Raw genomic sequence first — 24,262 nt, forward strand, 5'->3', positions numbered from 1 at the left:
TGACCATTGGTTCTTGGAGTATGATGACAAAGGAGTGTTTTACACTTGAAAACAACTACAACTGATCGTATGCTTACCCGGGTTAAAGATGTCTATCTGTATGTACGCGAAAACGGAACAGTGACGACACAAAATGTTGTCGATGAATTCGATATCACTTCCCGAACGGCACAGAGGGATTTAAACGTCTTGAAATATAACGACCTCGTAACAAGTCCTGTTCGCGGAAAATGGACGACTACATCTAAAGAAGTGATTTATTGAAAAAAAGGCCGATACGCAAATGCGAACGGCCTTTTTCTTATGCTCCTGTTGTTGTATGCAATAACTCTACTTCTTCTTTCGTTAATTCCCGATAGGTGCCTAGCTGTAAAGTTTCATCAAGCTGTAGGGGTCCCATGGAGAGTCGTTTTAAATAGATAACTTTCTTTCCAACTGCCTCGAACATTCTTTTCACTTGATGAAACTTTCCTTCTGTAATCGTTAGCTCGATTTCAGATGTTTCACCCGATGAAATTATTTTCAGTATACCCGGTTTTGTTTCATAGCCATCGTCAAGTGTTACTCCAGCCGCGAAACTTTCTATATCCGCTTCTGTCACGACGCCTGAAACTTTCGCAAAATATGTTTTTGGAATGTCCTTTTTCGGTGATAGCAAATTATGTGCCAGTTTTCCGTCATTCGAGAGAAGTAAAAAACCTTCCGTGTCTTTATCAAGACGCCCTACAGGAAACGGTTTAAAATGACGGAACTCAGCATCTAGCAAATCGACGACTGTTCTATCATGGCGATCCTCCGTTGCCGATAGGACGTCCTGCGGTTTATTCATCATAATATAAATGTATTTCCGATAGACTACAGGTTCCCCCATAACGGTTACCACATCATTTTCAGTATCAATGTTTACTCCGGGCTTTTTTTCCGTTTCACCATTGACGCGAACAGCGCCTTTTTTCTGTAACTGACGCACTTCTTTTCGTGAACCGAACCCCATATTTGATAATAATTTATCTAAACGCATTTTCTGCCTCCTAAAACCCTAACTTATCTGTAAATCTTGTTAATCGTTCGCCAAATAGTTTTTGTGCAAGACCTGTTTTCAACGACAGATAACCGTATATTGCGCCACCTATAGCTGTACAGACCAAGATATATAATAGCGCATGCATTTTCCCATCGACTACACTTAAAGTCGTTAACCCTTTTAATGTGAAGTACACAGCTACAAACATGATCAAGTTTAATATCCCGATCAGAATAATTCTTCTGAAGACCATTTCAGAATGGTATTGAAGAGCTTTTGTTATAATCCCGATATTTAAACCTACAGCAATCGCATAACCGATAGCCGTTGCTAAAATGGCGCCATTCGTTTCGAATAATTTTATGAGCGGTATGTTTATGATTAATTTAACAAGTAGTCCTGCCAACGAATTGAATAAAATCCATTTATGACGATCTATACCTTGAAGAATTGCTGCTGTTACTGTATACAATCCAAAAAGGATAGCGACTGGTGCATAAGTTGCGAGAATTTTCGCGCCCATTAAATCTTTTTCATACAACAATTGATAAAATTCGCTCGAAAGAACCATTAGTCCGATAACAAGTGGAATCGTTAAGAACAACATAATTTGATATGTTTGATCGAGTGACCGAGTAATTCCTTTTTGATCATTTTTTGCATAGAATGTCGTCAATACGGGAATTAGTGCCATAGAGAATCCTGTGGCCACCATGACGGGAATCATGACAAATTTATGTGTTAACAAATTTAACATGGTTAAATAAATATCCGATACCCCAGACTTCCCTATCGAAAACATCGCACCATTAAATGTGACCATATCAACAAATTGGTATAATGGATTGATCACACCAACGAGTATAAATGGCAGCAAATACGAAAATAATTCTTTATACATTTTGAAAAAAGACGTTTCTTCTGCAGGTTGTATACTATTTTCCAATAAATAATCAAATTCTGGTTTATATTTTTTCCAATACCAATAAAGAACCCCTAGTCCTGCTAGTCCACCAATAAACGCTGCAAACACCGCAAAGTTAATCGCTTTTTCTGGTGATTCATGCATAAAATTGACGACAATATAAGCACCGACAAGAACAGCAATGATTCGTATAATTTGTTCGATTAACTGCGATACAGCGGTCGGTTCCATTTTATTATACCCTTGCAAAAATCCACGTACGATACTCATTAATGGAACGACTAGCAGTGCATAACTTACCCAGCGAATGACTGTTGTGATTTGTTCAATCGTGAAGATTTGTTCATCATCATGAATCACTAAATGTGCAATCGGTTCAGCTAGGAAAAACACTATAAGAAATGCGATGACACCAGTAATGATCATGTATAGCATTCCAGATTTCATTAATTTTCTTCCTGTAGCGTAATCGCCAAGTGCGTTATATCTAGCAACGAATCGGGAAACCGCTAACGGTGCACCCGATATTGCGATAGAAAGTGCGATGTTGTAAGGGATGTATGCATATTGATATAAACCCATGCTTTCCTTCCCCACGATTGCATATAAAGGAATTAAATATAATAGACCGAGCGCTTTGGAAAGAAAGAGCCCGATGGTTAAAATGGCAGTACCTTTAACGAGTTTTGACGACATTTTTTAATCCTTCCAATCTCTACTATAAAATCTACTCTTAATAGTTTACCCCCGAATATCGTATTTAACAACGAATAACCGCGGAATGTGTATAATGGAGGAAAACGAAAGCGTGGTCTATATATGTATGACGTAATAATAATTGGCGGTGGGCCATCAGGTTTAATGGCTTCCATTGCCGCTGCGGAAAACGGACAAAAAGTTCTTCTGCTTGAAAAAGGAAAAAAGCTTGGGACTAAACTCGCTATTTCCGGAGGCGGCCGCTGTAATGTGACGAATCGATTGCCTCAAGAAGAAATCATTAAAAACATTCCTGGTAATGGAAGATTTTTATATGGCCCGTTTTCTGTGTTCAATAATGAAGATATCATTAACTTTTTCGAAGGTCTCGGCGTTGCTTTAAAAGAAGAAGATCATGGACGCATGTTTCCCGTTTCCAATAAAGCCCGAGATGTAGTAAATGCAATGTTGACGGAAATGGATCGGTTGAATGTAGAAAAGAGACTTGAAACTCGTGTTGAAAAGTTGCTAATGAACGATGAAAAAATACTCGGCGTCCGATTGACAACTGGCGAGGAAATCCGCACAAAAGCCGTTGTGCTTGCAGTTGGTGGTAAAGCAGTACCGCAAACAGGAAGCACGGGAGATGGCTATCCATGGGCTGAAAAAGCAGGGCATACGATTACGAAGCTATTCCCGACCGAAGTCCCTTTATTGTCGAATGAATCATTTATCGTTGCGAAAGAATTGCAAGGTCTCGCACTTCGCGATGTAGCGGTTTCCGTCTTGAACGGGAAAGGCAAAACATTGGTCACCCATCAAATGGACATGTTATTTACTCATTTCGGATTAAGCGGGCCGGCCATTTTAAGATGCAGTCAGTTTGTAGTTAAAGAACGTATGAAAAATGGAAATGTTCCCGTTGACATGAAAATCGACTCCATGCCGTCAATGAATGAAGAACAAGTATTTCAACTGCTGAATAAGACGGTTAAAGAGGATCCGAAAAAACAAGTGAATAATTCATTGAAAGGAATCGTTCCGGAACGATGGTTATTCTTTTTATTTGACCGCGCCGGCATCGAGCAATCCGATATTGGTGCTACAATGTCCGCGGATAAACTTCGCTCGCTCGCTAAACTACTTAAGGCTTTCACGATGACGGTTAACGGCTCGCAACCTATGGAAAAAGCATTTGTTACAGGCGGCGGTGTTTCCGTTAAAGAAATCGTTCCAAAAACGATGGCATCACGTAAGAAAGATGGCCTGTACTTCTGCGGTGAAATTTTAGACATCCACGGCTATACTGGTGGTTATAATATTACATCTGCATTGGTTACGGGCAGAATTGCTGGGATGAATGCTGGGGAGTATGCGACTGGGTTGTAAACTACTTTGATTTATCATTAAACCAACTTCAGATGCCATGGCATCTGAAGCTGGTTTTTCTTGTGTTCGGAGTTTGTTCCCGTAACGGACCGTGTTGCTCCCGTTACGCAGATGGTTATTACCGTAACGGAGTATATTGTTCTCGTAACGGGTTTGTGTCATAGTTTATTCCCGTATCGCAACGCGTTGCTCCCGTTGCGTAGGTGGTTATTCCCGTAACGGAGTAGATTGTTCCTGTAACGGGATTGCATCGGAGTTTATTCCCGTATCGCACCGTGTTGCTCCCGTTGCGTAGGTGGTTATTCCCGTATCGGGGTTGGTTGTTCCCGTAACGGATTTCTGCCCGAGTTTATTCCCGTATCGCGCCATGTTGCTCCCGTTGCGCAGGTAGTTATTCCCGTATCGTGGTTGGTTGTTCCCGCAACGGATTTCCGCTGGAGTTTATTCCCGTATCGCACCATGTTGCTTCCGTTACAGGCCGTTATTCCCGTATCGGGGTTGGTTGTTCCCGTAACGGGTTTCCGCCGGATTTTATTCCCGTAGCAGACTTGATTGTTCCCGTATCGGCTTTGCTACACTTTTATTCCTAGTTTCCATCAAATAAAAAGAGTGCCACCCCCTTCCGATAAAGGGTGGTGCACTCTTTTTTATGGTTACAAATAAGAATTGTCAATCACGGAGCAACAATATTCACCAATCTACCCGGAATACCAATTATTTTCTTCACTTCTTTACCATCAATGAATCCTTGCACTGTTGCGTCTTGCAGAGCCAGTTCTTCAAGCTCTTCTTTCGTACTGTCTTTCGCTACGACGATTCTCGCACGTACTTTTCCGTTAATCTGAACGGCGATTTCTACCGTATCATCGACAAGTTTCGACTCATCATACGTCGGCCATGATTCGTACGTAATCGTATCGTCATGTCCAAGCTTTTCCCAAAGTTCTTCTGCAAGATGCGGAACAATTGGCGATATTAATTTAACGAAGCCCGCCGCATACTCAGTCGGAACTGAATCAGCTTTATAGCATTCATTGATAAATACCATAAGCTGAGAAATTGCCGTGTTATTATGCATCGCTTCAAAATCTTCGGTCACTTTTTTCACAGTCTGATGATACACTTTTTCAAGTAGTCCCGTTGATTCTCCGCCGATTTTCTCGCCTAATGAACCATCTTCATTTACATATAAACGCCAAATTCGATCAAGGAATCGACGTGCACCGTCAAGTCCATTCGTATTCCATGCTTTCGATGCATCAAGCGGCCCCATGAACATTTCATATAGACGCAGTGAATCCGCACCGTGTGAATGAACAATATCATCAGGATTAATGACATTCCCAATCGATTTGGACATTTTTTCATTGCCTTCGCCTAAAATCATGCCTTGGTTGAACAATTTTTGGAAAGGCTCTTTTGTTTCAACAACGCCGATATCGTAAAGGACCTTGTGCCAAAAACGTGCGTACAATAAGTGAAGTACGGCATGTTCCGCACCGCCTACATAAATGTCTACTGGCAACCAACGTTTCGCAAGTTCCGGGTCAATAATCATTTCATCATTATCTGGATCGATGTAGCGCAGGTAATACCAACAGCTTCCTGCCCACTGCGGCATCGTATTCGTTTCGCGGCGTCCCTTCATACCAGTTTCCGGGTCAACTACGTTGATCCACTCTTCGATATTCGCCAGTGGCGATTCGCCTGTTCCGCTCGGTTTAATATTATTTGTGACCGGCAACGTCAACGGTAACTCGGATTCGTCTAGCGCAGTCATCGTGCCATCTTCCCAATGAATAATCGGAATCGGCTCGCCCCAATAACGCTGTCTTGAAAACAGCCAATCGCGTAATCGGTATGAAATTTTCTTTTCGCCTTTGCCTTGCTCGACAAACCATGCAATTGCTTTTTCAATTGCTTCATCTTTACCAAGCCCATCTAAGAATCTGGAATTAACATGTTTTCCATCACCAATATATGCTTCTTTTGAAATATCGCCGCCTGCAACAACTTCGACAATAGGCAGGTCAAATTTTTCCGCAAACTCATAGTCGCGTTCATCATGCGCCGGTACGGCCATAATTGCGCCTGTTCCGTATGATGCTAAAACATAATCCGCAATCCAAATCGGCATTTTCTCGCCGCTTGCAGGGTTGATTGCATAAGCACCTGTAAATACGCCTGTTTTTTCATCTGCAAGATCTGTACGTTCTAAATCGCTTTTCAGCTTCACTTCATTCAAATAATTAGCAACCGCTTCTTGTTGTTCGTCAGTTGTAATTTGTTTCACCAATTTATGTTCAGGCGCTAGTACCGCATAAGTTGCGCCGAAAATTGTATCCGGACGCGTCGTGAATGCTTCAAAAGATAAGTCAGTTCCTTCAATATCGAATCGTAATTGTGCGCCTTCAGAACGACCAATCCAATTGCGCTGCATATCTTTTAAGCTTTCTGGCCAATCAAGGTCATCCAAGTCTTCAAGCAAACGATCTGCATAATTCGTAATGCGCAACACCCATTGACGCATCGGACGGCGCTCAACCGGATGTCCGCCTCGTTCAGACAAACCGTCGATGATTTCTTCGTTCGCAAGAACTGTCCCTAGGGCCGGGCACCAGTTCACATCGACTTCATCTACATACGCTAATCCTTTATTATAAAGTTGGATGAAAATCCACTGTGTCCATTTATAATAAGACGGATCAGTCGTATTGATTTCGCGGTCCCAGTCGTAGGAAAACCCTAAATCATTCATCTGACGTTTAAAAGTCGCGATATTTTTCGCAGTAAATTCAGCTGGGTCGTTACCCGTATCGATGGCGTACTGCTCAGCAGGTAAGCCGAACGCATCCCACCCCATCGGATGAAGGACGTTATATCCTTGTTTCCGTTTAAACGAACTTAAAATATCCGTCGCGATATAACCTAGTGGATGCCCGACGTGAAGTCCTGCGCCTGACGGATATGGGAACATGTCAAGACAGTAAAACTTCTCTTTAGAAGGATCATCGACCATTTTATACGTTTTGTTTTCTTTCCAATAGTTTTGCCACTTCTTTTCAATTTGACCATGATTGTAACTACTCATGTCTTCTTCCTCCTCCAAAATAAAAAATCCCGTCCCTTAAAAAATATAAGGGACGAGATTTGTTTACAAACTCCCGCGGTGCCACCCAAATTGACGGATAACCGTCCAACTTGTTTCCTTAACGCGGATAACGGTAAAAGCTACTACGTTTCGCTCCTACTGGCTCCGAGGCGAGTTCACCTAGCTATATCACCTATCGACTTGCACCAACCGTCGACTCTCTAGTTGTGATATAAAAAGACTAATGATCCTCTTCAATGCCGTTACTATTGGTTCTAGCTTACCCGAATAAAGTAAATTAAACAACTATTATTTTACATCTTCAATAACATTTTTGACAATCAACGTTGCTTCTGTTGAATCGATAACGTCTTGAATTGTAAATCCTTCGAATACTTCTCTTAATTCCAGGCCGTCCGGCGTGACATCGATTGCCGCACGTTCCGTAATAATCTTATCGACAACTTGTTTTCCTGTCAGCGGAAGTTCGCACTCTTTTTTAATTTTAGCGGAACCATCTCTTGCTACATGATCCATGATTACGATGATTTTCTTGGCGCCGTGAACCAAATCCATTGCGCCGCCCATTCCTTTAATCATCTTTCCTGGAATCATCCAGTTTGCCAGATCGCCCTTTTCGGAAACTTCCATTGCACCAAGAATCGCTACGTCAACATGACCGCCGCGAATCATCGCAAATGATTCGGCACTTGTAAAGTATGCAGAACCTGGAATTGATGTGACAGTTTCTTTTCCAGCGTTGATCAAATCAGGATCCACTTCATCTTCTGTCGGATACGGTCCGATTCCAAGTAATCCGTTTTCAGATTGAAGGACGACTGTTTTGTCATCGGAAATATAGTTTGCGACCAATGTCGGCATACCGATTCCCAGGTTGACGTAGTTACCATCTTCAATTTCTTTTTCAGCACGTCTTGCGATTCGTTCTCTATAGTTAACTTTCCCCATTTTAAACAATCCCCTTTCCGTCGTTACCGAGTCGTTAGTCGCTCGATGCGTTTTTCTTGATCCGCTTGCAATAGCCCTTGCACGTAAATGCTCGGCGTATGGATTGTCTGCGGATCCAAATCGCCCGTTTCGACAATTTCTTCGACTTCCGCGATTGTAATAGCTCCAGCAGCTGCCATCATCGGATTGAAGTTTTGAGCCGTTTTGTTATAAATGAGATTACCGAATTTATCTGCTTTTGCTGCGCGAATCAATGAAAAATCCGCTCGCAGTGATTCTTCAAGGACATAGTCTTTCCCGTCAAATTCACGGATTTCTTTTCCTTCCGCAACAGTTGTTCCAACACCCGCTGGCGTAAAGAATGCTGGAATCCCTGCGCCACCCGCACGAATCTTTTCAGCAAGCGTTCCTTGCGGTGTCAATTCGACTTCGATTTCGCCTGATAGTACTTGGCGTTCGAACTCTTTGTTTTCTCCCACATATGAGCCAATCATTTTTTTAATTTGTTTATCTTTTAATAGTAATCCAAGTCCCCATTCATCGACTCCGCAGTTATTCGAAATAACCGTTAAGTCTTTGACCCCTTTTTCAACGAGCGCTAATATAAGCTGTTCAGGAATTCCTACAAGCCCGAATCCGCCGACCATAATTGTAGCACCGTCCCTGATGTCTGCAACCGCTTCCTTCGCAGATGAATAAATTGGTTTCATCCTGCATCCCCCTTTGAATCTTTTAGTAGTTATATTCAATCTATCTATTTAATTAAATCAAAGTTTACTTAATGTTGCAATGAAAGGTAGCTTTTATTAATAAGGAAATTGTTGAAACAGGTCATTAAAACATGAATGAAGATAAGCTATTGTTCATTAAATTTGCTTGCGCTTCTATGCAGTTTGCTTGCACTCTTATCCGATTTGCTTGCACTTCGATGGGATTTGCTTGCACTCAAAATAATTTGCTTGCAAGTCGGGACCTTTTACCCGCGCATAAAACGATAAACACAAATGAAGAAAGCTAGCTACCACTTCCTGCACAATAAAAGTAGTTAAATGGGGTTTATGACGGCGATTCAGATAAAATCAACGAACCAGATAAAAAACGAGTACTTGAATAATCGATCCAAGTACTCACCAAAACCATATTAAACTTTTCAGTACTTCCCCACTTGGTAATCAGCTTTTTTAATTGGTCGATCATAAAACAGCGTAGTGAAAATCGATAAACAAGTTAGTGCTGTTAATATGATTAACATGATATGCATCCCGTATAAGTCAACGAGGATTCCACCCGCCAACGGGCCAATCATACGACCGATTGTAGCTGCCGAGTTGACGATTCCTTGATAGAATCCCTCACGACCTTTTGGCGCAAGTTGATTGGCGATTGTCGGAATTGCCGGCCAGACGAACATCTCCCCAAAAGTTAAGATAGCCATCGAAACGATGAACATTTTGAACGAACCTGCATAACCGACAACAATAAACGAAATAATGAATATCCCGATTCCGATTAACATTTGCGCTTTAAGTTGATGTTCAAGCCGTTTAATAATCGGTTTGATCAAAGGTTGTCCAAGAACGATGAGCAACCCATTTAACGTCCATATAAAACTATATTGCTTTAACGTTACCCCGAGGTCTAATGCATGCGTCGAAATTGTCGTTGACCATTGGGAGTAAATGAGCCACGTCAGTAAATATCCGGTACATATGATCATAAGCGCATAAAATGGCGCTTTCTGCTGTATTTTTTTCCTTTGCAACACAACATTCGTATGTTGAGTAGGTTCGATTGTCATGTTTTTATAACCGAAATAAGCAATAAAGAAAAAAACGGCATAAAAAAATAAGTTCGCGGAAAAAATATAATTGATATTAACCGAAGCCACTAAACCAGCAAGTGCCGGGCCAATCGCCACACCGAGGTTTTGAGCAAGATAGATGGCATTGAACGCCCTCCGCCCCCCGTCAGGCCAAACCGTGCCTACCATCGCATACATACTCGGGAAAACAATTCCGCCGCTAAACCCGAGAATCGTTAAGAAAATAACGTATTGCGGCCAATCATGCCAGAAAACTAGACAAACTAAAGCAATTAAAGATATGACAATGCCGCCGATTATCGACTTAAAACCGCCAATTCGGTCGAATAAAAAACCGCCAAGCAGATTGCCAAAAACACCGGCACCGGCATTCAGCATTAAAACAATACCGGCAACTGTCAGTGATTTACCTAAATAATCATGTATGTAAATTGTATTCAGCGGCCATAAAAATGAGTTGCCCGTCACGTTGACAAGCATCCCGATGATTAATAACTTAACTGCTCTTGGCATTTGTTTGTCCCCCCTCTCAAAACCCAATTCCCCTAATTATATTCTTTATGCACTTAATCGACAATACTATTTTTCTTTTGAGAAATACGCTATTCTTAACATGGTATAATGTTAACTTAAGGAGTGAACAAATATGAATTCTTCATCGCTTCCGTTCCCTACAGAAGGAAAACGGTATTATACATGGTCCAGGCATTTAAAAGATGAATTTGGTTTCAAAGTATTTAAAGTTGCGCTTGACGCAGGATTTGATTGCCCAAACCGAGACGGCACTGTCGCTTTTGGCGGTTGCACATTTTGCAGTGTAGCAGGATCAGGCGACTTCGCGGGTGACCGTGTGGATCCAATCGATGTGCAGTTTGCTGAAATAAAAGAACGCATGCACAGAAAATGGAAAGACGGCAAACCGATGGCGTATTTTCAAGCTTACACGAATACCCATGCCCCCCTGCCAAAACTAAAAGAGAAATTCGAAGCAGCGCTTGCACAAGAAGGTGTTATTGGCTTATCAATCGCGACTCGTCCTGACTGTCTTCCTGACGATGTTGTTGAATATTTGGCTGAATTAAACGAACGCACTTATTTATGGGTTGAACTCGGTCTGCAAACCGTCCATGAAAAAACTGCAAATCTTGTGAACAGAGCGCATGATTTCGCTACTTATGTCGAAGGAGTCGAAAAACTTCGAAAGCATGGAATCCGCGTATGCACGCATATTATTAATGGACTTCCAATGGAAGACCATGACATGATGATGGAAACAGCTCGCGAAGTCGCAAAACTCGACGTCCAAGGCATTAAAATACATTTACTTCATCTATTAAAAGGTACGCCAATGGTGAAACAATATGAAAAAGGCGTGCTTGAATTTCTAGAAAAAGATGAATACATTAGTCTTGTCGCGGACCAACTCGAAATACTTCCTCCTGAAATGATTGTTCATCGAATTACTGGCGATGGCCCAATTGAACTGATGATTGGACCGATGTGGAGCGTTACGAAGTGGGAAGTTTTAAACGGCATTGACAAGGAACTGGAAAGACGAAATAGCTGGCAAGGAAAATATTATAAAGGAGCCGTTAATTTACTATGAAACTTCTTCGCGTACTCCCCATGGCACAGCGGTTACTTGCGGAGTCCGTAAATCCGGGTGAAATCGTAGTCGATGCCACAGCTGGCAACGGAAACGATACGCAATTTTTAGCAGGACATATCGGTGAACATGGGCATGTCTATGCTTTCGATATTCAACAAGCCGCTTTAGATTCAACAGCAAAGCGACTTGGCGAATTAAATAGCCGTGTATCTCTTATTTTGGATAGCCATGAAAACGTTGATCAATATGTAGCAGATGAAATTAGCGGCGCTATTTTCAATTTAGGTTATTTACCGCATAGCGAGGATTTATCAATCGTTACAAAACCTGATTCTACAATTAAAGCGTTACATAAAATACTCAATATGCTAAAGGTTGGGGGCATTATTTCAATTGCTGTTTATGACGGTCATGAAGGTGGATCTGACGAACGAGATGCTTTGCTAAACTATGTTCAATCGCTTCATCAAGCAGATTTTCAAGTCATTAAATATGAACAACTCAACCGACTAAACAATCCCCCTTTTCTGGTCGCTATTGAAAAAATGAGAAGTTTATCCCAATAAAAAAGGTAGGCGTCCACTGAAAACACAGTCGGACACCTACCTTTTATAATTTTCGTACGTCTGCAATCGGACCAATAGATTTGAAATCTGCATGTTCCAAAACTGCAAAAAGCTTTTCGGCTGTTTCTTTTGCGCTACTCAGTATGCCTTGTTCTTTGTATGTAATGAACTGATCAAGAAGCGGAAAAGCCCCTTCGTCACTAGAACGAATTGTTCTCTGCATATCCGTGTCAATAATACCTGGCGCGATTGAAACAATTTCTACTGGATACTGTTCATTGGCTTGTTCCATTGCGACAACCCGTGAAAAATGGTCGAGTCCCGCTTTCGTTGTACAATATGCGCCCCATCCTTCGTAAGGATTCCGTCCAGCACCAGAAGAAATGTTCAGGATTCGTTTTGGTACTTGCACATCTCGCAACTTTTCAATAAACGTATTTGATAGAATGATCGGTGCAGTTAAATTAACAGCAATCGACTTTTCGATTTCAACTGCATTTAAATTACCGACCAAACCGATTGGGTCTACAATACCTGCGTTATTAATGAGTGTAAAAGATGTAGCAGTCTCACTATTTTCATCAATAATTGATGTGAGGATGCCCTCTAGAAGATTTGTTTTTGCAAGATCTGCAGGTACAAAATTTGTCGCATCCTGGGGAACAGTTCTTGCAATCCCAATCACTCTCTTCCCCGCCGCCTGTAATTGCTCTCGAAGTTCATGACCAATACCTTTTGACGCCCCTGTTACAATAACGACATCCACAAATTAGTCCCCTTCCGTATAAGCCGATACCCATTTATTAATATCATCGGTCAAGTTTTTTTGTACTTTTTCCTTAAATATTTTTGGATCTTTAAAATCAACCAATGTCGTGCCAAACCACTTTTCAACATTCTCACGTGTCACAATATATGATTCATCACCAAATAGCAATTTTATTTCTTGTAAATTTCCGATAAGTGTAAAGGCAGCTGTCGTATTATATACTATCGCTTGCTTAACCATTTCTGCCGATACATCCGAATCCAAATTATATTCAACGATAAGTGTAAACTTTTCCGGATCCATTTCTAATGGACCTCTATAGTTATTTAACGGCAAGGCACTAAATAGCCCCCCCACATTTGAAGCATCACCCATATACGGATTTTCATATGACGTTACTTTTTCAAAATCATGTGTTAAAGGATCCTGTTGCATTTTGTCTTCACCAATTTTAACCTTGTTCGGCACCTCAAAAAACTGAATCCAAATAAATAACGGAACCCCAATTAGTACTACAAGGATTAACATAAGTCTACGTTTATCCATTTCTTCACCACTTTTCCAACAAGTTTATTTCAATTGTTACAAGTATATCATTTTCATTACAGAAAAGAAATTCTCTTTTTCTACTATATGTTTTTACAATATAAAAAACAACTATTCTATGAAATTGTAGTTGTTTATATTCACAATTGCAAGAATATTTTAGCAAAGTACTGGTGAATTATAACTAGTATTCTAGGAAAAAATAAACAAAAAAAGCTTGTTAACCAAAAATGGCTAACAAGCTTTTCCTATTTATTAATCAAGAATTTTTATTTTAACATCTTTCCGTCCCCAATTAAGCGCTTCGCTTTGTGTCGGGATGAAAACATCGATTTTATTTCCTTTTATGGCACCGCCAATATCTCCGGCAATTGCATAACCATAACCTTCTACATGGACCTTAGTTCCAAGCGGGATGACCGATGGATCGACTGCGATTACTTTCAAGTCTGGATTTTGTTTTAAATTAATACCCGTTTTTGTTATTCCTGAACATCCGTTACAATAAGCTGTATAGGCAGTTGCTGTCACGGTAAATTCTTTTGTTGCTTTTTCCGAAGTTGAACGGGATGGTGTATCGACTTTTTTGCTCGCTTTCGTTACTGCGGTTTTTTTCGCTGGTGTTTCTGTAGCCTTTGCAGTTGATGTTTTAGCCGGGCTCCCAATCGAATCCACTTGTAGCTTTTGGTTCGGATAAATAATGGTTGATATCAAATTATTCTTTGCCATTAAGTCTGCAACTGAAACGTTATACATGTTGGCGATTTTATATAATGTATCACCTTTTTTAATCGTATATTGTTTTGCTTCTTTTGCTTCCGAAATAGTAAGCTTCTGGTTTGGATAGATGACAGTTGACTGTAAATCATTCCATTCATATAAGTCACCTACGCTTACATTATGCGAAACGGCAATTTCGGATAATGTATCTCCTTTTTCAATCGTATATGTTGAGGATGATGCCGAGCTTTCACTCGCACCAAATGTCACCAAGCCTGCAGAAACAACAAACATTGTAAAAATCTTTTTCAAAAACTTCATCTCCTAGCTTTTTAGTCTATGCTCATATTAACAGTCCCAAATTACAGGCATATTACAGAACGCCATTTTTCTAGTTACAAATATCAGCCGGAGTATTACAAGGGGGAGGCGATGAATATTCTTGGATAATCTAGTTATTCGACAAGCAACGCTATATGACACCAAAGCCGTCACGTCGGTATTAGTCGAAAGTCAATGGTTTACGTATAAGCACCTTTATTCAAAAAGTTATATCCAAAACTTGGTCGACCAGTATTACAATGAACAAAGGATTAAGAGTGAAATCATGCTGATCAGCGATAAATGGAGTGGTTATTTCCTTGCTGAGAAGGCTGGAAAAGTTATCGGTGTCATCGGAGGTGGTATGATTAACAGTACGGCAGGTGAAATTTATGTTTTTTATATGGACCCAAATTATCGTGGTTTAGGCGTCGGGACACGATTACTCAACTTTTTCACTAAAGTACAAAAGCATTCATACGGGGCTACTGAACAATGGGTTGCTGTCGCAAAAGGAAATTATTACGGCATCCCCTTCTACGAAGCACGCGGGTTTATCTTTCAACACGAAGAGTTAGCGTACGGAACTACAGAAGATGATCAAGATATTTCACTGAAATACAAAAGACAAATTTAAAGAAAGAGGGTTTATCAATGATTGAAATTAAAGGAAGGCATAATACGGCAATCGTTTTTACAGATGAAATCGAGGACAGTGCTAAGCAACAAGTTTATGATTTATGCAATCAAGAATTTCTACAGGACGCAAAAATTCGAATGATGCCCGACTTGCATGCCGGAAAAGGTTGCACAATCGGCACGACAATGACGATTAAAGATAAAATTGTCCCGAACTTTGTAGGCGTCGATCTTGGTTGCGGAATGATTTGCATCAAATTGGACGTGACAAAAGAAGATATCGATTTCAACAAACTAGATAAAGTGATTCGTCGAAATGTGCCGAGCGGGATGAACATCCGAAGAAAAGCTCACCACAATGCATCGGAAATTCCATACGACGAAATTATTGCGCCTATTAATGAAGGAAGAGCTCGAGGAAGTATCGGAACACTTGGCGGTGGAAATCACTTTATCGAAATAAATGAGGGTGAAGCCAACAGCGTTTACTTGGTCATTCATTCCGGCAGCCGTAATCCCGGTAAACAAATTTCGGATCACTATCAACAAGTGGCGATTGATACAAATCAAGATCCGAACGTAACAAGAGATATGGCTTATCTCAAGGGAGAGAACATGCAGAATTACTTGCATGACGTGAATATCGCTCAGCAATACGCGGCGTTGAACCGAAAAACGATGGCGGAAGTCATTATGAGAGGCATGGATTGGAATACAGTATCTGAATTCGACACGATTCATAACTACGTCGACATCGAGAATATGATTCTACGAAAAGGCGCTATTTCTGCGCAGGAAGGCGAAGTTGTCATTATCCCGATGAATATGCGTGATGGATCGCTCATTTGCCGCGGTAAAGGAAACCCGGATTGGAACTTTTCTGGTCCGCATGGCGCCGGTAGAATTATGAGCCGTTCACAAGCTAGACGCGAAGTAAACTTAGCGGATTTTGAAGACACGATGAAAGACGTTTGGAGCACCTCTGTTACTAAGTCAACTGTCGATGAGTCCCCTTTCGCCTATAAAAAGATGGATGATATATTGAAGCATATTGGGGATACGGTTGATGTATTAGAGGTTATTAAACCTCTATATAATTTCAAAGCGAGCAGGTAATTAAATTTAAAAAGAGTTAGGTGAGCTTTTTGACTGCAATTTTGGGATATATTTCGGAAATGCTTCCTTATATGATAATTGCGATGCCCGGTATTATTATTTACCGTTATATCTATAATAAAATCCGCAAGTTTGATAAGTTTAATTTACCTCATGAAGTCGGCGTCGTTATTTTTTGTTTATTCATGATTGCTTTGTTTTCGCAAACTATAATGACGCGCTTCTATACGGGGCCAGTTGTCACTCGTTCATTTTCAAATATCAACCTTGTCCCCTTTCGAGTTTTTCTAGATAATTATTACGCCATAACTGAGCTTAATTATTGGCAGCCGTTTATCATTAACTTCTTGGGAAACATTTGCATTTTCATGCCAATTGGATTTCTTGTCCCATTATTATGGGGCAAGTTCAACCGATTTTGGAAAGCGGCTTTAATTGGCTTGGCGACGTCGCTGTTTATCGAAGTGACTCAACTATCACAGGTTCGTAGTAGTGATATCGATGACTTATGGCTGAATACATTGGGTGGTATCCTTGGTTATGGATTTTATTATATTTTGAATAAAAAACATCCACGACTAACTAAGAAATTTAAGAGGTGATTAAAATGTTTAAAGCCGTTACATTGTATACGAATCAATTGAACAAGTTGAAAAGTTTTCATCAAAATATTTTAGAGATGCCTTTAATTGATGTAGGCGATGACAGTTTCTCATTACAAATTGGAAGTTCTACTTTAACTTTTAAAGAGAGTCACCTACCTGCCGCCTATCATTTTGCCTTCAATATTCCAGGGAATCTTATGGCAGAAACGAAAAAATGGTTACAAGCACGGGTCGAGCTGAACCGCGAGGATGACAAAGATGAAGTTTATTATAAGAGTTTTGACGCTGACGCGATTTACTTTGATGATCCAGCTGGAAATGTCGTTGAATTTATTGGGCGAAGAACGAAAATCCGCGCCGGTGATTTCACGCCTGATTCTTTGATGAATATTAGTGAAATGAGCATAACGACTCCTGATGTACGTGAGGCAGCAATGAAACTACAAGAATTCGGCGTGATAAGCCGTAACAATAACCCGATCGAACTGGACTCACTGAACTTTCTAGGTGAAGGTGATACTTTTATAATTCTAGTTCCACCGAAGAGAAGATGGTACTTTTCCGATAAGATTAGTGAAGTATGTCCGCTGGAGATTGAGCTTGTTAATGGTCATTCGATTTTAATTGATGAAAAAGGATTAATCTCAAATAGGTAGATAGTTTGACTAATTTAGCTGTATACTATAAGAAATGTCTAAACTGGATGGTGATAAAAAATGCCGATACCTTCTGATTACTCAAAACCGAAACGAAAGACAGCGAAAGAAACCGCTTTTAATCAAATTCAACAATGGATTATTGACGGGACATTGCATCCAGGCGAAAAGCTTTATGATACCGAACTTGCAAAAGCGTTAGGAATCAGCAGGACGCCTGTCCGTGAATCACTGCAACTTTTAGAAGTGCAAGGCTTCGTGGAAATGTTCCCGGGGAAAGCAACGCAAGTGACAGCGGTCGAGAAAGAATCGATTAAAGATTTACTACCGCCTCTCGCTGCACTACAAGCATTATCCGCGGAACTGGCTATCCCTAATCTGACCGAAGAACAGTTAACCCTACTCGAAGATACAAATAGCCGTTTTGCTAAAGCGATTAAGTCCGAGGATTACTTTTCTGCTTTGAAGATCGACGAAGAGTTCCACCAAATCATCGTTGACGCGGCAGATAATCCATATATCTTTTCAATAGTGGACTCACTTCAAGCACATGTTCGAAGATTATTTTTCCATAACTCAATCGTCTTAACAAGCAGTTCAATCGATGAACATAATGACATTATTAAATTAATGCGAGATCGAGACGTAGAAAGTGTTTCAACATTAATGCGCAAAAACTGGTTACGTGCGATTGAAAAATTTCGTTTGCTCAATGCTGAATGAAATAGGGATACTTAAACGTTCCTCACTGGTGCTTGCCTCCAGTGAGAAGCCTGGACGATAAAAAACGCTGAATATTAATATTCAGCGTTTTTCTCGTTTTAAAGAAACGAAATATTTCATCCTTATTGAAGACCAAGTTGAAATGTAAATTATAGTGGACAATAGTGATTTATTATATCTATTAGACGTTGAGACTTTTCCGATGATACAATTTCAGATAATCTTGCCCCTGCAATAATTGGAGCCCATTGAAAAACTTCTTCCTTTGATAAACCACTTTTCTCCAAATATAGTTGCAAATACATTTCTGCTAACTCTACAGAAAACTGTGAATACAAAAGGTATGTCCGATAAATATCAGCACGAATATCCCCCGCACTTGAATCTACCCAATCTATAATTGTCACTTTGCCATTGTCTGCAATAATCAAATTAAAAAGATGGAAATCTCCATGACAAAGTCTATTCTCAAATGTCATTGAGTCCAGTTTTTGTATTAATAGAGATTTATGCCGTTCTTCCAATTTACTAGTCGTTTCAATTTGACGTCTTAATTTTTCAATCATCGGTTCAAGCGAATCAGCAACAACCATATGAATTTTTTGTTGGATATCAATAGATACACTCATGAAATGTTCAGCTTGATCCATATTTTCAGACAGGATATCACCTATTGTTCTACCTTTAATATATTCCATTATTATAGCCTGTTTTCCATCTATATCTGTAAGATTCAATATTTTAGGAACATTAAGACCATGGAAGTAGGCAAGTCTTTGCTTATTTGCTTCGTAAAAAGATTCCGTTTTAGGCAGATAGTCGTTAAACACTTTGAAAATTTTATCTTCATAAAGATAAATTTTAGCTGTATTTCCTATTGCTATTGGGGTGCCTAAATTCACTGGCTTTCTCTCCTTACACTATATTCTAGATATGTTTTCAACAAAACTTGTTTAAATCTTCTTTCTCTAACCTGCTTCATTATTTCCATAAGAAAAATACTTTGATTCTAGTTTACCAACAATATCAATAGATTCACATATAAATTTAGATTTTCCGACACACTTAAATGACCTCAAAACCCCTTCGAATTTAGTTTATTGTAGGGATACTTTGATGTTTAAGTGAGTCTATTTTTTGATTTCCCCATTTTAATGAAATTAGTTGATCGGAGTGCAGGGTGGCGACTCCCGCGGAATTAGCGAGACAGCCGAGACCCCGCAGGAGCGACGAGGAGACTTGGCGCTCGCCCGCAGGAAAGCGTCCGCCCGTAACGGAGATCAACGGTCCAAATAATATAGAAATACGTGAATAACGAATTGTTCAGTTTAAGTAAATCTCGGAACTACGCAATTAATAAATAAAAAGTCTGAGAGGAATAATTTCATCCCTCTCAGACTTTTCTATTTTGAGTATATTAAGCATGCACCGTAGAAGTTCTAACCAACCGGACAAGCACCCCAGTAACTAACATGATTGCCAATACAGGTAGTAACCAACCTAAACCTTCATCATACATCGGCAATACTTGCTTATAGAATTTAATAATCGGATTCATCCAAGCGAAATTTTCTATCTCCAACAATGCACAAAGCGTTTTTAATCCATCAATGACACTGATCATGAATGCGACAGCAGTCGCTGCAATATACACGACACGTGAATGATTAAACAACGACGATGTAAACGTCAGTAACATTAAAACTACTGCAAGCGGATATAGGAACATCAATACTGGAATGGAATACGTAATAATATTCGATAATCCAAAATTCGCAACAACGAAACAAAATGTAGTGAAAAACGTAACAAACACTTTATAACTGATTTTCGGGAACAGCGTATGGAAGTACTCACCACAAGCCGTCATTAACCCGATACTCGTCGTCAAACATGCCAGAATAATAATAACACCGAGAACAACTGATCCGAATGTTCCCATGTAATGCGTCGATGCACCACTCAGAACCGGTCCCCCATTTTCCATAAACCCGAGAACCCCGGTACTAGTCGCTCCCAAGTATGCTATTCCAACATAAAGAATTGCAAGGAAAGCTGTCGCAACCGCACCGGATTTTGCTGTAGCCGTAAGAATCTCTCGTTTATTCGTAACGCCCATCGCGCGAATCGCGTTTATGACAATGATTCCGAATACAAGAGACGCCAGCGCATCCATCGTATTATAACCTTCCGTAAAACCTTTCATAAACGGCCCGCTAACATAAGCATCCTGCGGTGCTCCGATAGCGCCCATCGGCTTCACGATAACCATGACAAGCATCACAAGAAGTAAAATTATAATTCCCGGTGAAAGATATTTACCTACACGGTCAACAATTTTAGCCGGATTCAATGATAGCCATAAGGTAACTCCAAAAAATATTAAAGTAAAGATGATTAATGCAATCTTCATATTTCCTTCGCCTATAAATGGCGCAATGCCGATATCAAATGCAACGGCTCCTGTACGCGGAGCCGCAAAGAATGGCCCGATTGTTAAATATAAAAGCGATGTGAATATGACTGCATATAGCGGGTGGACTCTGCTCGCTAGGTCTTGTAAATTACGACTTCCCGAAAAGCCCATCGCAAGAATTCCGAGGAAAGGCAATCCTACGCCCGTTATTAAAAATCCTATTATAGCAGGCCAAAGATTTTTTCCTGCATATTGTCCAAGTTCAGCTGGAAAGATCAGATTCCCTGCGCCAAAGAATAATGCGAATAACATAACGCCAATGAGAAGATATGATGAGAAATTGAGTTTCGTTTTCATGATGTAAGTTCCCCCTAAATTTTGCAGCTTTGATATATGCAATATATCGCTGCGATATATCGCTGATTTCTATACTACCCCCCTTTGTGAAAAAATTCAATATGTTAGTGTAAATTAACATATACCAATTTTCTCCTATCAATTAAAATTCGACAAGAAAAGCCCATTTACAGCTGTTTACGACTGTAAATGGGCTTTTTCATTTTTAAAATTATTTCAATAAAAACTTAGTATTACTGTGACCTTCTCTTGATTTTTGAACTTCAAGAATGGCAGGGAATGCGGCTTTTAGTTCTTCAACGTGTGAAATAACGCCGATTACACGACCCGATTTTTGCAAATCAATCAATGTATCTATCGCTTTATTCAATGACTCTTCATCTAATGATCCAAAGCCTTCATCGATAAACATCGTATCGATGGATACCGCGCCTTGGAAACTTTGAATAACGTCCGCCATTCCAAGCGCTAAACATAAGGAAGCGTTAAATTTCTCTCCCCCGGAAAGTGTTTTCACGTCACGCGTTTGACCGGTATAAGCATCATATACATCAAGACCCAATCCGCTCTGTCTCCCCCGAACTTCTTGGCGATCACTGCGAATTAATTGGAATTGACCATTTGACATTTCCCTAAGTCTTTCATTCGCCGATTGAATAATTTGCTCCAAATATTCGATTTGAATATATCGTTCGAATGATAATCGCAAATTGTTATGACCTCGAACAACGTCGTAAAGATTTGAAACCTTGCCATATGTTTTATCAAGTTTCGCTATTTTAATCGTTGATTCGTAAATATTATCCTTCAATCTCGTAATCGTTTTTTCAAAATCCAATGAACGATTATATTCTTTATAGGCCGTTTCATAGGCAGCTTTTAAATCAATCAACGTTTTTTCTAGCGCATTTAAATCCGTCTTTTCTTGCCCTTCTAGCTGTTTAGTTAATTCCTTCATTGCTTCTCGTACAGCATAATATTGTTGTTTAAAGTTATCAATTTCATTTTTCAATCTTGTACGAGATAACTCATCCATTTGGGCTGCTTGATAAGCTTCTTCGGTTGGAAATTCAGACTTGTCCAGGGCTTCAACGAATCTTTTTTTGGCGTTAACTTTCTTTTCTTCGGCCTCAGATAAAGACGTTTTTGCATGAATCTCTGCAGATTTACTCGAAGTTAATTGCTCTCGTCCTTCTTCACGCAATTTTTGTATGGCTTCCCATGCACGGTCCATTTCGTTTTTTTGCGTAGTAAGATCGCGTATTCGTTGCTCCAACACGTTTAGTTCTCGAACATCTTCTGGAATTGAAGTTAAAGTGTGATTGAATAACGCTTGTTTTGTTTCAAGGGACGCACTACTTTCGAGAAATGCCCGCTCTAATTCATTTTTAGCTAATAGCAATTCATCCGTTTCTTTACTTTGAATGGATAACTTTTCCTTGAGTGTGGAAAGCTGATTTCGCGCTTCACGAAGTTCTTTTACTTCTACATCCAGATTACTTTTCAATGCATGCAATTGACTGCTTGTTTCATTAATCGTTTCAGCGTCTAATTCAAGACGAACAAGTTCTTCGTTTTTTCTCGTTAACTGGTTTAGACCGCTTTGGTAGTTTGCATCGGCAGTTCGATAGTTGCTTTCAATTTTCGCCAGTTGTTTATTTGCCGCTTCAAGCTCTTCTTTCGTCACGGCAATCTCACCGCGATGCGCTTTCTTCGGGTGTGCCTGGCTTCCGCATACAGGACAATCATCGCCGTCGTGAAGCATTTCAGCTAATGTTGCTGCCTCATTATTTAACCAATCCTGCGCCATTTCATCGTATTTTTTTCGGTACGATTCATAGGCAACTTCATGTTGCCTTTTCTCTTTTTCAAGCGTAGAAACCTGCTGCTTCATTGCAATGAATTCATCAACGACACGGCATTTCTCAGTAGTGCTTGCCAGCAAATCCACTTTTTCATCATATGGAATCAGCTGTTTTTCTAATTCTTCAACACTATTTTTATATAAAGTTACTTTTTCGACTTCACCTGTTGATTTTTCAGCGGTTTCGTTTAATTTAAGTTGGATTACGTTATGTTCCTTCTTACTAACCGAAAGTGCTTTTTCTTTTGAAGCTAATTCCGTCACTTTTGGAAGTGTTTCATTTAGACGGAATAAGCTTTCCGTTATTTTTTCTCGTTCAGGTTTTTTCGCTTCTTCAGCAAGATATTGATTTTCGATTTTCACTAATTTGTCTGAAAGAACTTTAACTTGCTCAGATGCTGTTTTAAGACGATTGGTCTTTTCTGCAACTTCTTTTTTCAATTCCGCATACTGCACTTCGATTTGTTCAATGGAAGATGCGCGCTCTGCATCGCCAAGCTGTTTCGACTTCTTTTCCAAAACCGGAATTTGTTGTGTAAGTTCCGCGTAGCGTTGCTTTCTATTTTCCAATTCAACAAACCGCTCATTAACATTTTTCGCTTTATGGAATTGCTCCAGCATTTTCGCATGATTTTTATTGGCTGTTACATATAAGTTTTGATCATGAACCGTTTTTTCTTTGTAATACTTTAACTCTTCTTCTAGCCCGTCAACGATTTGATTTGAATTATGATAGTCCGTTTTTAACACTTCAAAAATAGTGGATTCTCGTTCTGGTAACAATGAAGGGATATGTTCTATGAAGCCAGTTCTTTTTTGTTCTTCATTCTGCAACATAGCCTTCGCTTCCTGTTGCTTGCCTTTGAGCTTCTCAACAATTTCTCGATAAGGCTCTGTTCTGAATATTTTACGCATAATCGTTTCTTTATTTTCCGTATCGGAAGTAAGGAATTTCCTGAATTCTCCTTGGGGCAACATGACGATTTGACTGAACTGGGCCTGTGTAAAGCCGATTAATTCTTCTGCTTTTTTATTGATTTCCGAAACGATTTGCCGATCGACTATCGGAACTTCCCCGTTCGCGGTTTGTTCATAAAACTCGCAACTAGCCGTAGTTTCGGTCTTGTTTCCTTCTTTCACATAAGGAATTTGTCGCATAATCCGATATATTCGGCTGTGAATTGCAAATGTTAGTTCGACTGTTGTTTGCGTGTCATTATCGGCAAAGTCGCTTCGCATCGCACGGATATCCGTCCGGTCTTCCCCGCTTGCTTGTCCGTATAACGCAAAACAAATGCCATCAAAAATTGTCGTTTTCCCGGATCCTGTCGCACCAGAAATAACGAATAATCGATTGTCCTCGAGCTCTCTGAAATCAACTGTTTCGGTTCCTTTATAGGGGCCGAACGCCGTCATTGTCAATTTAACTGGTTTCAATG

The 24,262-nt window shown here is 40.0% G+C and carries 21 protein-coding genes and 1 other annotated feature; of the genes, 9 read left to right on the forward strand and 12 right to left on the reverse strand.

Annotation, left to right across the window (positions count from 1 at the left end; translation table 11 throughout):
• The first annotated feature begins 45 nt into the window (after positions 1-45).
• A complete protein-coding gene (locus JSQ81_RS03990) occupies positions 46-264 on the forward strand; it encodes a DeoR family transcriptional regulator (RefSeq protein ID WP_212606438.1) in 219 nt (72 codons plus the stop codon).
• Positions 265-301: 37 nt separating this feature from the next.
• Here JSQ81_RS03990 and JSQ81_RS03995 read toward each other — a convergent pair whose 3' ends face one another.
• Positions 302-1,021, reverse strand: a complete 720-nt coding sequence (locus tag JSQ81_RS03995; protein ID WP_212606439.1) for a pseudouridine synthase — start codon at positions 1,019-1,021, stop codon at positions 302-304.
• Between the two features lie 10 nt (positions 1,022-1,031).
• Complete coding sequence (locus JSQ81_RS04000; protein ID WP_212606440.1) at positions 1,032-2,645, reverse strand: putative polysaccharide biosynthesis protein; 1,614 nt, start codon at positions 2,643-2,645, stop codon at positions 1,032-1,034.
• A 123-nt stretch (positions 2,646-2,768) separates the two neighbouring features.
• Between JSQ81_RS04000 and JSQ81_RS04005 the strand changes: the two genes are divergently transcribed.
• Positions 2,769-4,034: a BaiN/RdsA family NAD(P)/FAD-dependent oxidoreductase gene (locus JSQ81_RS04005; protein WP_212606441.1), complete on the forward strand. Its 1,266-nt coding sequence runs from the start codon at positions 2,769-2,771 to the stop codon at positions 4,032-4,034.
• A gap of 673 nt (positions 4,035-4,707) precedes the next feature.
• On the opposite strand, the gene leuS is transcribed toward JSQ81_RS04005, so the two are convergent.
• The 4 genes from leuS to JSQ81_RS04025 form a co-directional block, all read right to left on the reverse strand.
• Positions 4,708-7,125, reverse strand: a complete 2,418-nt coding sequence (gene leuS, locus JSQ81_RS04010; protein WP_212606442.1) for a leucine--tRNA ligase — start codon at positions 7,123-7,125, stop codon at positions 4,708-4,710.
• A gap of 45 nt (positions 7,126-7,170) precedes the next feature.
• Positions 7,171-7,392: a binding site (T-box leader), on the reverse strand.
• A 42-nt stretch (positions 7,393-7,434) separates the two neighbouring features.
• Positions 7,435-8,094 (reverse strand): 3-oxoacid CoA-transferase subunit B, encoded by a 660-nt coding sequence (locus JSQ81_RS04015; RefSeq protein ID WP_212606443.1) that lies wholly within the window; start codon positions 8,092-8,094, stop codon positions 7,435-7,437.
• 23 nt (positions 8,095-8,117) lie between these two features.
• Positions 8,118-8,804, reverse strand: a complete 687-nt coding sequence (locus JSQ81_RS04020; RefSeq protein ID WP_212606444.1) for a CoA transferase subunit A — start codon at positions 8,802-8,804, stop codon at positions 8,118-8,120.
• A gap of 440 nt (positions 8,805-9,244) precedes the next feature.
• On the reverse strand, positions 9,245-10,429 hold the full coding sequence (locus tag JSQ81_RS04025; protein WP_212606445.1) for an MDR family MFS transporter: 1,185 nt from the start codon (positions 10,427-10,429) through the stop codon (positions 9,245-9,247).
• Between the two features lie 133 nt (positions 10,430-10,562).
• Between JSQ81_RS04025 and JSQ81_RS04030 the strand changes: the two genes are divergently transcribed.
• Together JSQ81_RS04030 and JSQ81_RS04035 are read left to right on the forward strand one after the other, a co-directional pair.
• Positions 10,563-11,522: a tRNA modification radical SAM protein MnmL/YtqA gene (locus JSQ81_RS04030; RefSeq protein ID WP_212606446.1), complete on the forward strand. Its 960-nt coding sequence runs from the start codon at positions 10,563-10,565 to the stop codon at positions 11,520-11,522.
• Complete coding sequence (locus tag JSQ81_RS04035) at positions 11,519-12,091, forward strand: tRNA 5-(aminomethyl)-2-thiouridylate-methyltransferase MnmM (protein WP_212606447.1); 573 nt, start codon at positions 11,519-11,521, stop codon at positions 12,089-12,091. The genes JSQ81_RS04030 and JSQ81_RS04035 overlap by 4 nt, the downstream gene beginning before the upstream one ends.
• Before the next feature lie 43 nt (positions 12,092-12,134).
• Here JSQ81_RS04035 and JSQ81_RS04040 read toward each other — a convergent pair whose 3' ends face one another.
• The 3 genes from JSQ81_RS04040 to JSQ81_RS04050 form a co-directional block, all read right to left on the reverse strand.
• Complete coding sequence (locus JSQ81_RS04040) at positions 12,135-12,857, reverse strand: SDR family NAD(P)-dependent oxidoreductase (RefSeq protein ID WP_212606448.1); 723 nt, start codon at positions 12,855-12,857, stop codon at positions 12,135-12,137.
• Positions 12,858-12,860: 3 nt separating this feature from the next.
• Entirely contained in the window at positions 12,861-13,406 is a 546-nt protein-coding gene (locus tag JSQ81_RS04045; protein WP_212606449.1) for a DUF4825 domain-containing protein, read from the reverse strand.
• A gap of 255 nt (positions 13,407-13,661) precedes the next feature.
• A complete protein-coding gene (locus tag JSQ81_RS04050) occupies positions 13,662-14,438 on the reverse strand; it encodes a LysM peptidoglycan-binding and 3D domain-containing protein (RefSeq protein WP_249336626.1) in 777 nt (258 codons plus the stop codon).
• Positions 14,439-14,568: 130 nt separating this feature from the next.
• Here JSQ81_RS04050 and JSQ81_RS04055 point away from each other — a divergent pair, with 130 nt between their 5' ends.
• From JSQ81_RS04055 to JSQ81_RS04075, 5 genes are read left to right on the forward strand one after another with little or no spacing between them, the layout of a single operon-like run.
• The gene (locus JSQ81_RS04055; protein ID WP_212606451.1) at positions 14,569-15,084 is read left to right on the forward strand and encodes a GNAT family N-acetyltransferase; all 516 of its coding nucleotides are present in this window, start codon (positions 14,569-14,571) and stop codon (positions 15,082-15,084) included.
• Positions 15,085-15,101: 17 nt separating this feature from the next.
• Positions 15,102-16,202, forward strand: coding sequence for an RtcB family protein (locus JSQ81_RS04060; protein ID WP_212606452.1), 1,101 nt, complete (start codon positions 15,102-15,104; stop codon positions 16,200-16,202).
• 29 nt (positions 16,203-16,231) lie between these two features.
• Positions 16,232-16,804, forward strand: coding sequence for a VanZ family protein (locus JSQ81_RS04065; RefSeq protein WP_212606453.1), 573 nt, complete (start codon positions 16,232-16,234; stop codon positions 16,802-16,804).
• A 5-nt stretch (positions 16,805-16,809) separates the two neighbouring features.
• The gene (locus tag JSQ81_RS04070) at positions 16,810-17,463 is read left to right on the forward strand and encodes a glyoxalase (protein ID WP_212606454.1); all 654 of its coding nucleotides are present in this window, start codon (positions 16,810-16,812) and stop codon (positions 17,461-17,463) included.
• Between the two features lie 60 nt (positions 17,464-17,523).
• Positions 17,524-18,186: a GntR family transcriptional regulator gene (locus tag JSQ81_RS04075; RefSeq protein ID WP_212606455.1), complete on the forward strand. Its 663-nt coding sequence runs from the start codon at positions 17,524-17,526 to the stop codon at positions 18,184-18,186.
• A gap of 149 nt (positions 18,187-18,335) precedes the next feature.
• Here JSQ81_RS04075 and JSQ81_RS04080 read toward each other — a convergent pair whose 3' ends face one another.
• From JSQ81_RS04080 to JSQ81_RS04090, 3 genes are all read right to left on the reverse strand, one after another.
• On the reverse strand, positions 18,336-19,088 hold the full coding sequence (locus JSQ81_RS04080) for a phosphotransferase family protein (RefSeq protein ID WP_212606456.1): 753 nt from the start codon (positions 19,086-19,088) through the stop codon (positions 18,336-18,338).
• Positions 19,089-19,603: 515 nt separating this feature from the next.
• Positions 19,604-20,959 carry a branched-chain amino acid transport system II carrier protein gene (gene brnQ, locus JSQ81_RS04085; RefSeq protein ID WP_212606457.1) on the reverse strand — a complete coding sequence of 452 codons (1,356 nt, stop codon included), beginning with the start codon at positions 20,957-20,959 and terminating at the stop codon, positions 19,604-19,606.
• A 211-nt stretch (positions 20,960-21,170) separates the two neighbouring features.
• Positions 21,171-24,260 (reverse strand): AAA family ATPase, encoded by a 3,090-nt coding sequence (locus JSQ81_RS04090; protein WP_212606458.1) that lies wholly within the window; start codon positions 24,258-24,260, stop codon positions 21,171-21,173.
• Positions 24,261-24,262 lie beyond the last annotated feature (2 nt).

It is taken from the genome of Sporosarcina sp. Marseille-Q4063, from assembly GCF_018309085.1.
Lineage (GTDB): Bacteria > Bacillota > Bacilli > Bacillales_A > Planococcaceae > Sporosarcina.

Bases quoted from the DNA above. Each gene is read 5' to 3' on its own strand.
- JSQ81_RS03995 (WP_212606439.1), bottom strand. From the start codon at position 1,021: ATGCGTTTAGATAAATTATTATCAAATATGGGGTTCGGTTCACGAAAA.
- JSQ81_RS04000 (WP_212606440.1), bottom strand. From the start codon at position 2,645: ATGTCGTCAAAACTCGTTAAAGGTACTGCCATTTTAACCATCGGGCTC.
- JSQ81_RS04005 (WP_212606441.1), top strand. From the start codon at position 2,769: ATGTATGACGTAATAATAATTGGCGGTGGGCCATCAGGTTTAATGGCT.
- leuS (WP_212606442.1), bottom strand. From the start codon at position 7,125: ATGAGTAGTTACAATCATGGTCAAATTGAAAAGAAGTGGCAAAACTAT.
- JSQ81_RS04015 (WP_212606443.1), bottom strand. From the start codon at position 8,094: ATGGGGAAAGTTAACTATAGAGAACGAATCGCAAGACGTGCTGAAAAA.
- JSQ81_RS04020 (WP_212606444.1), bottom strand. From the start codon at position 8,804: ATGAAACCAATTTATTCATCTGCGAAGGAAGCGGTTGCAGACATCAGG.
- JSQ81_RS04025 (WP_212606445.1), bottom strand. From the start codon at position 10,429: ATGCCAAGAGCAGTTAAGTTATTAATCATCGGGATGCTTGTCAACGTG.
- JSQ81_RS04030 (WP_212606446.1), top strand. From the start codon at position 10,563: ATGAATTCTTCATCGCTTCCGTTCCCTACAGAAGGAAAACGGTATTAT.
- JSQ81_RS04035 (WP_212606447.1), top strand. From the start codon at position 11,519: ATGAAACTTCTTCGCGTACTCCCCATGGCACAGCGGTTACTTGCGGAG.
- JSQ81_RS04045 (WP_212606449.1), bottom strand. From the start codon at position 13,406: ATGGATAAACGTAGACTTATGTTAATCCTTGTAGTACTAATTGGGGTT.
- JSQ81_RS04060 (WP_212606452.1), top strand. From the start codon at position 15,102: ATGATTGAAATTAAAGGAAGGCATAATACGGCAATCGTTTTTACAGAT.
- JSQ81_RS04070 (WP_212606454.1), top strand. From the start codon at position 16,810: ATGTTTAAAGCCGTTACATTGTATACGAATCAATTGAACAAGTTGAAA.
- JSQ81_RS04075 (WP_212606455.1), top strand. From the start codon at position 17,524: ATGCCGATACCTTCTGATTACTCAAAACCGAAACGAAAGACAGCGAAA.
- brnQ (WP_212606457.1), bottom strand. From the start codon at position 20,959: ATGAAAACGAAACTCAATTTCTCATCATATCTTCTCATTGGCGTTATG.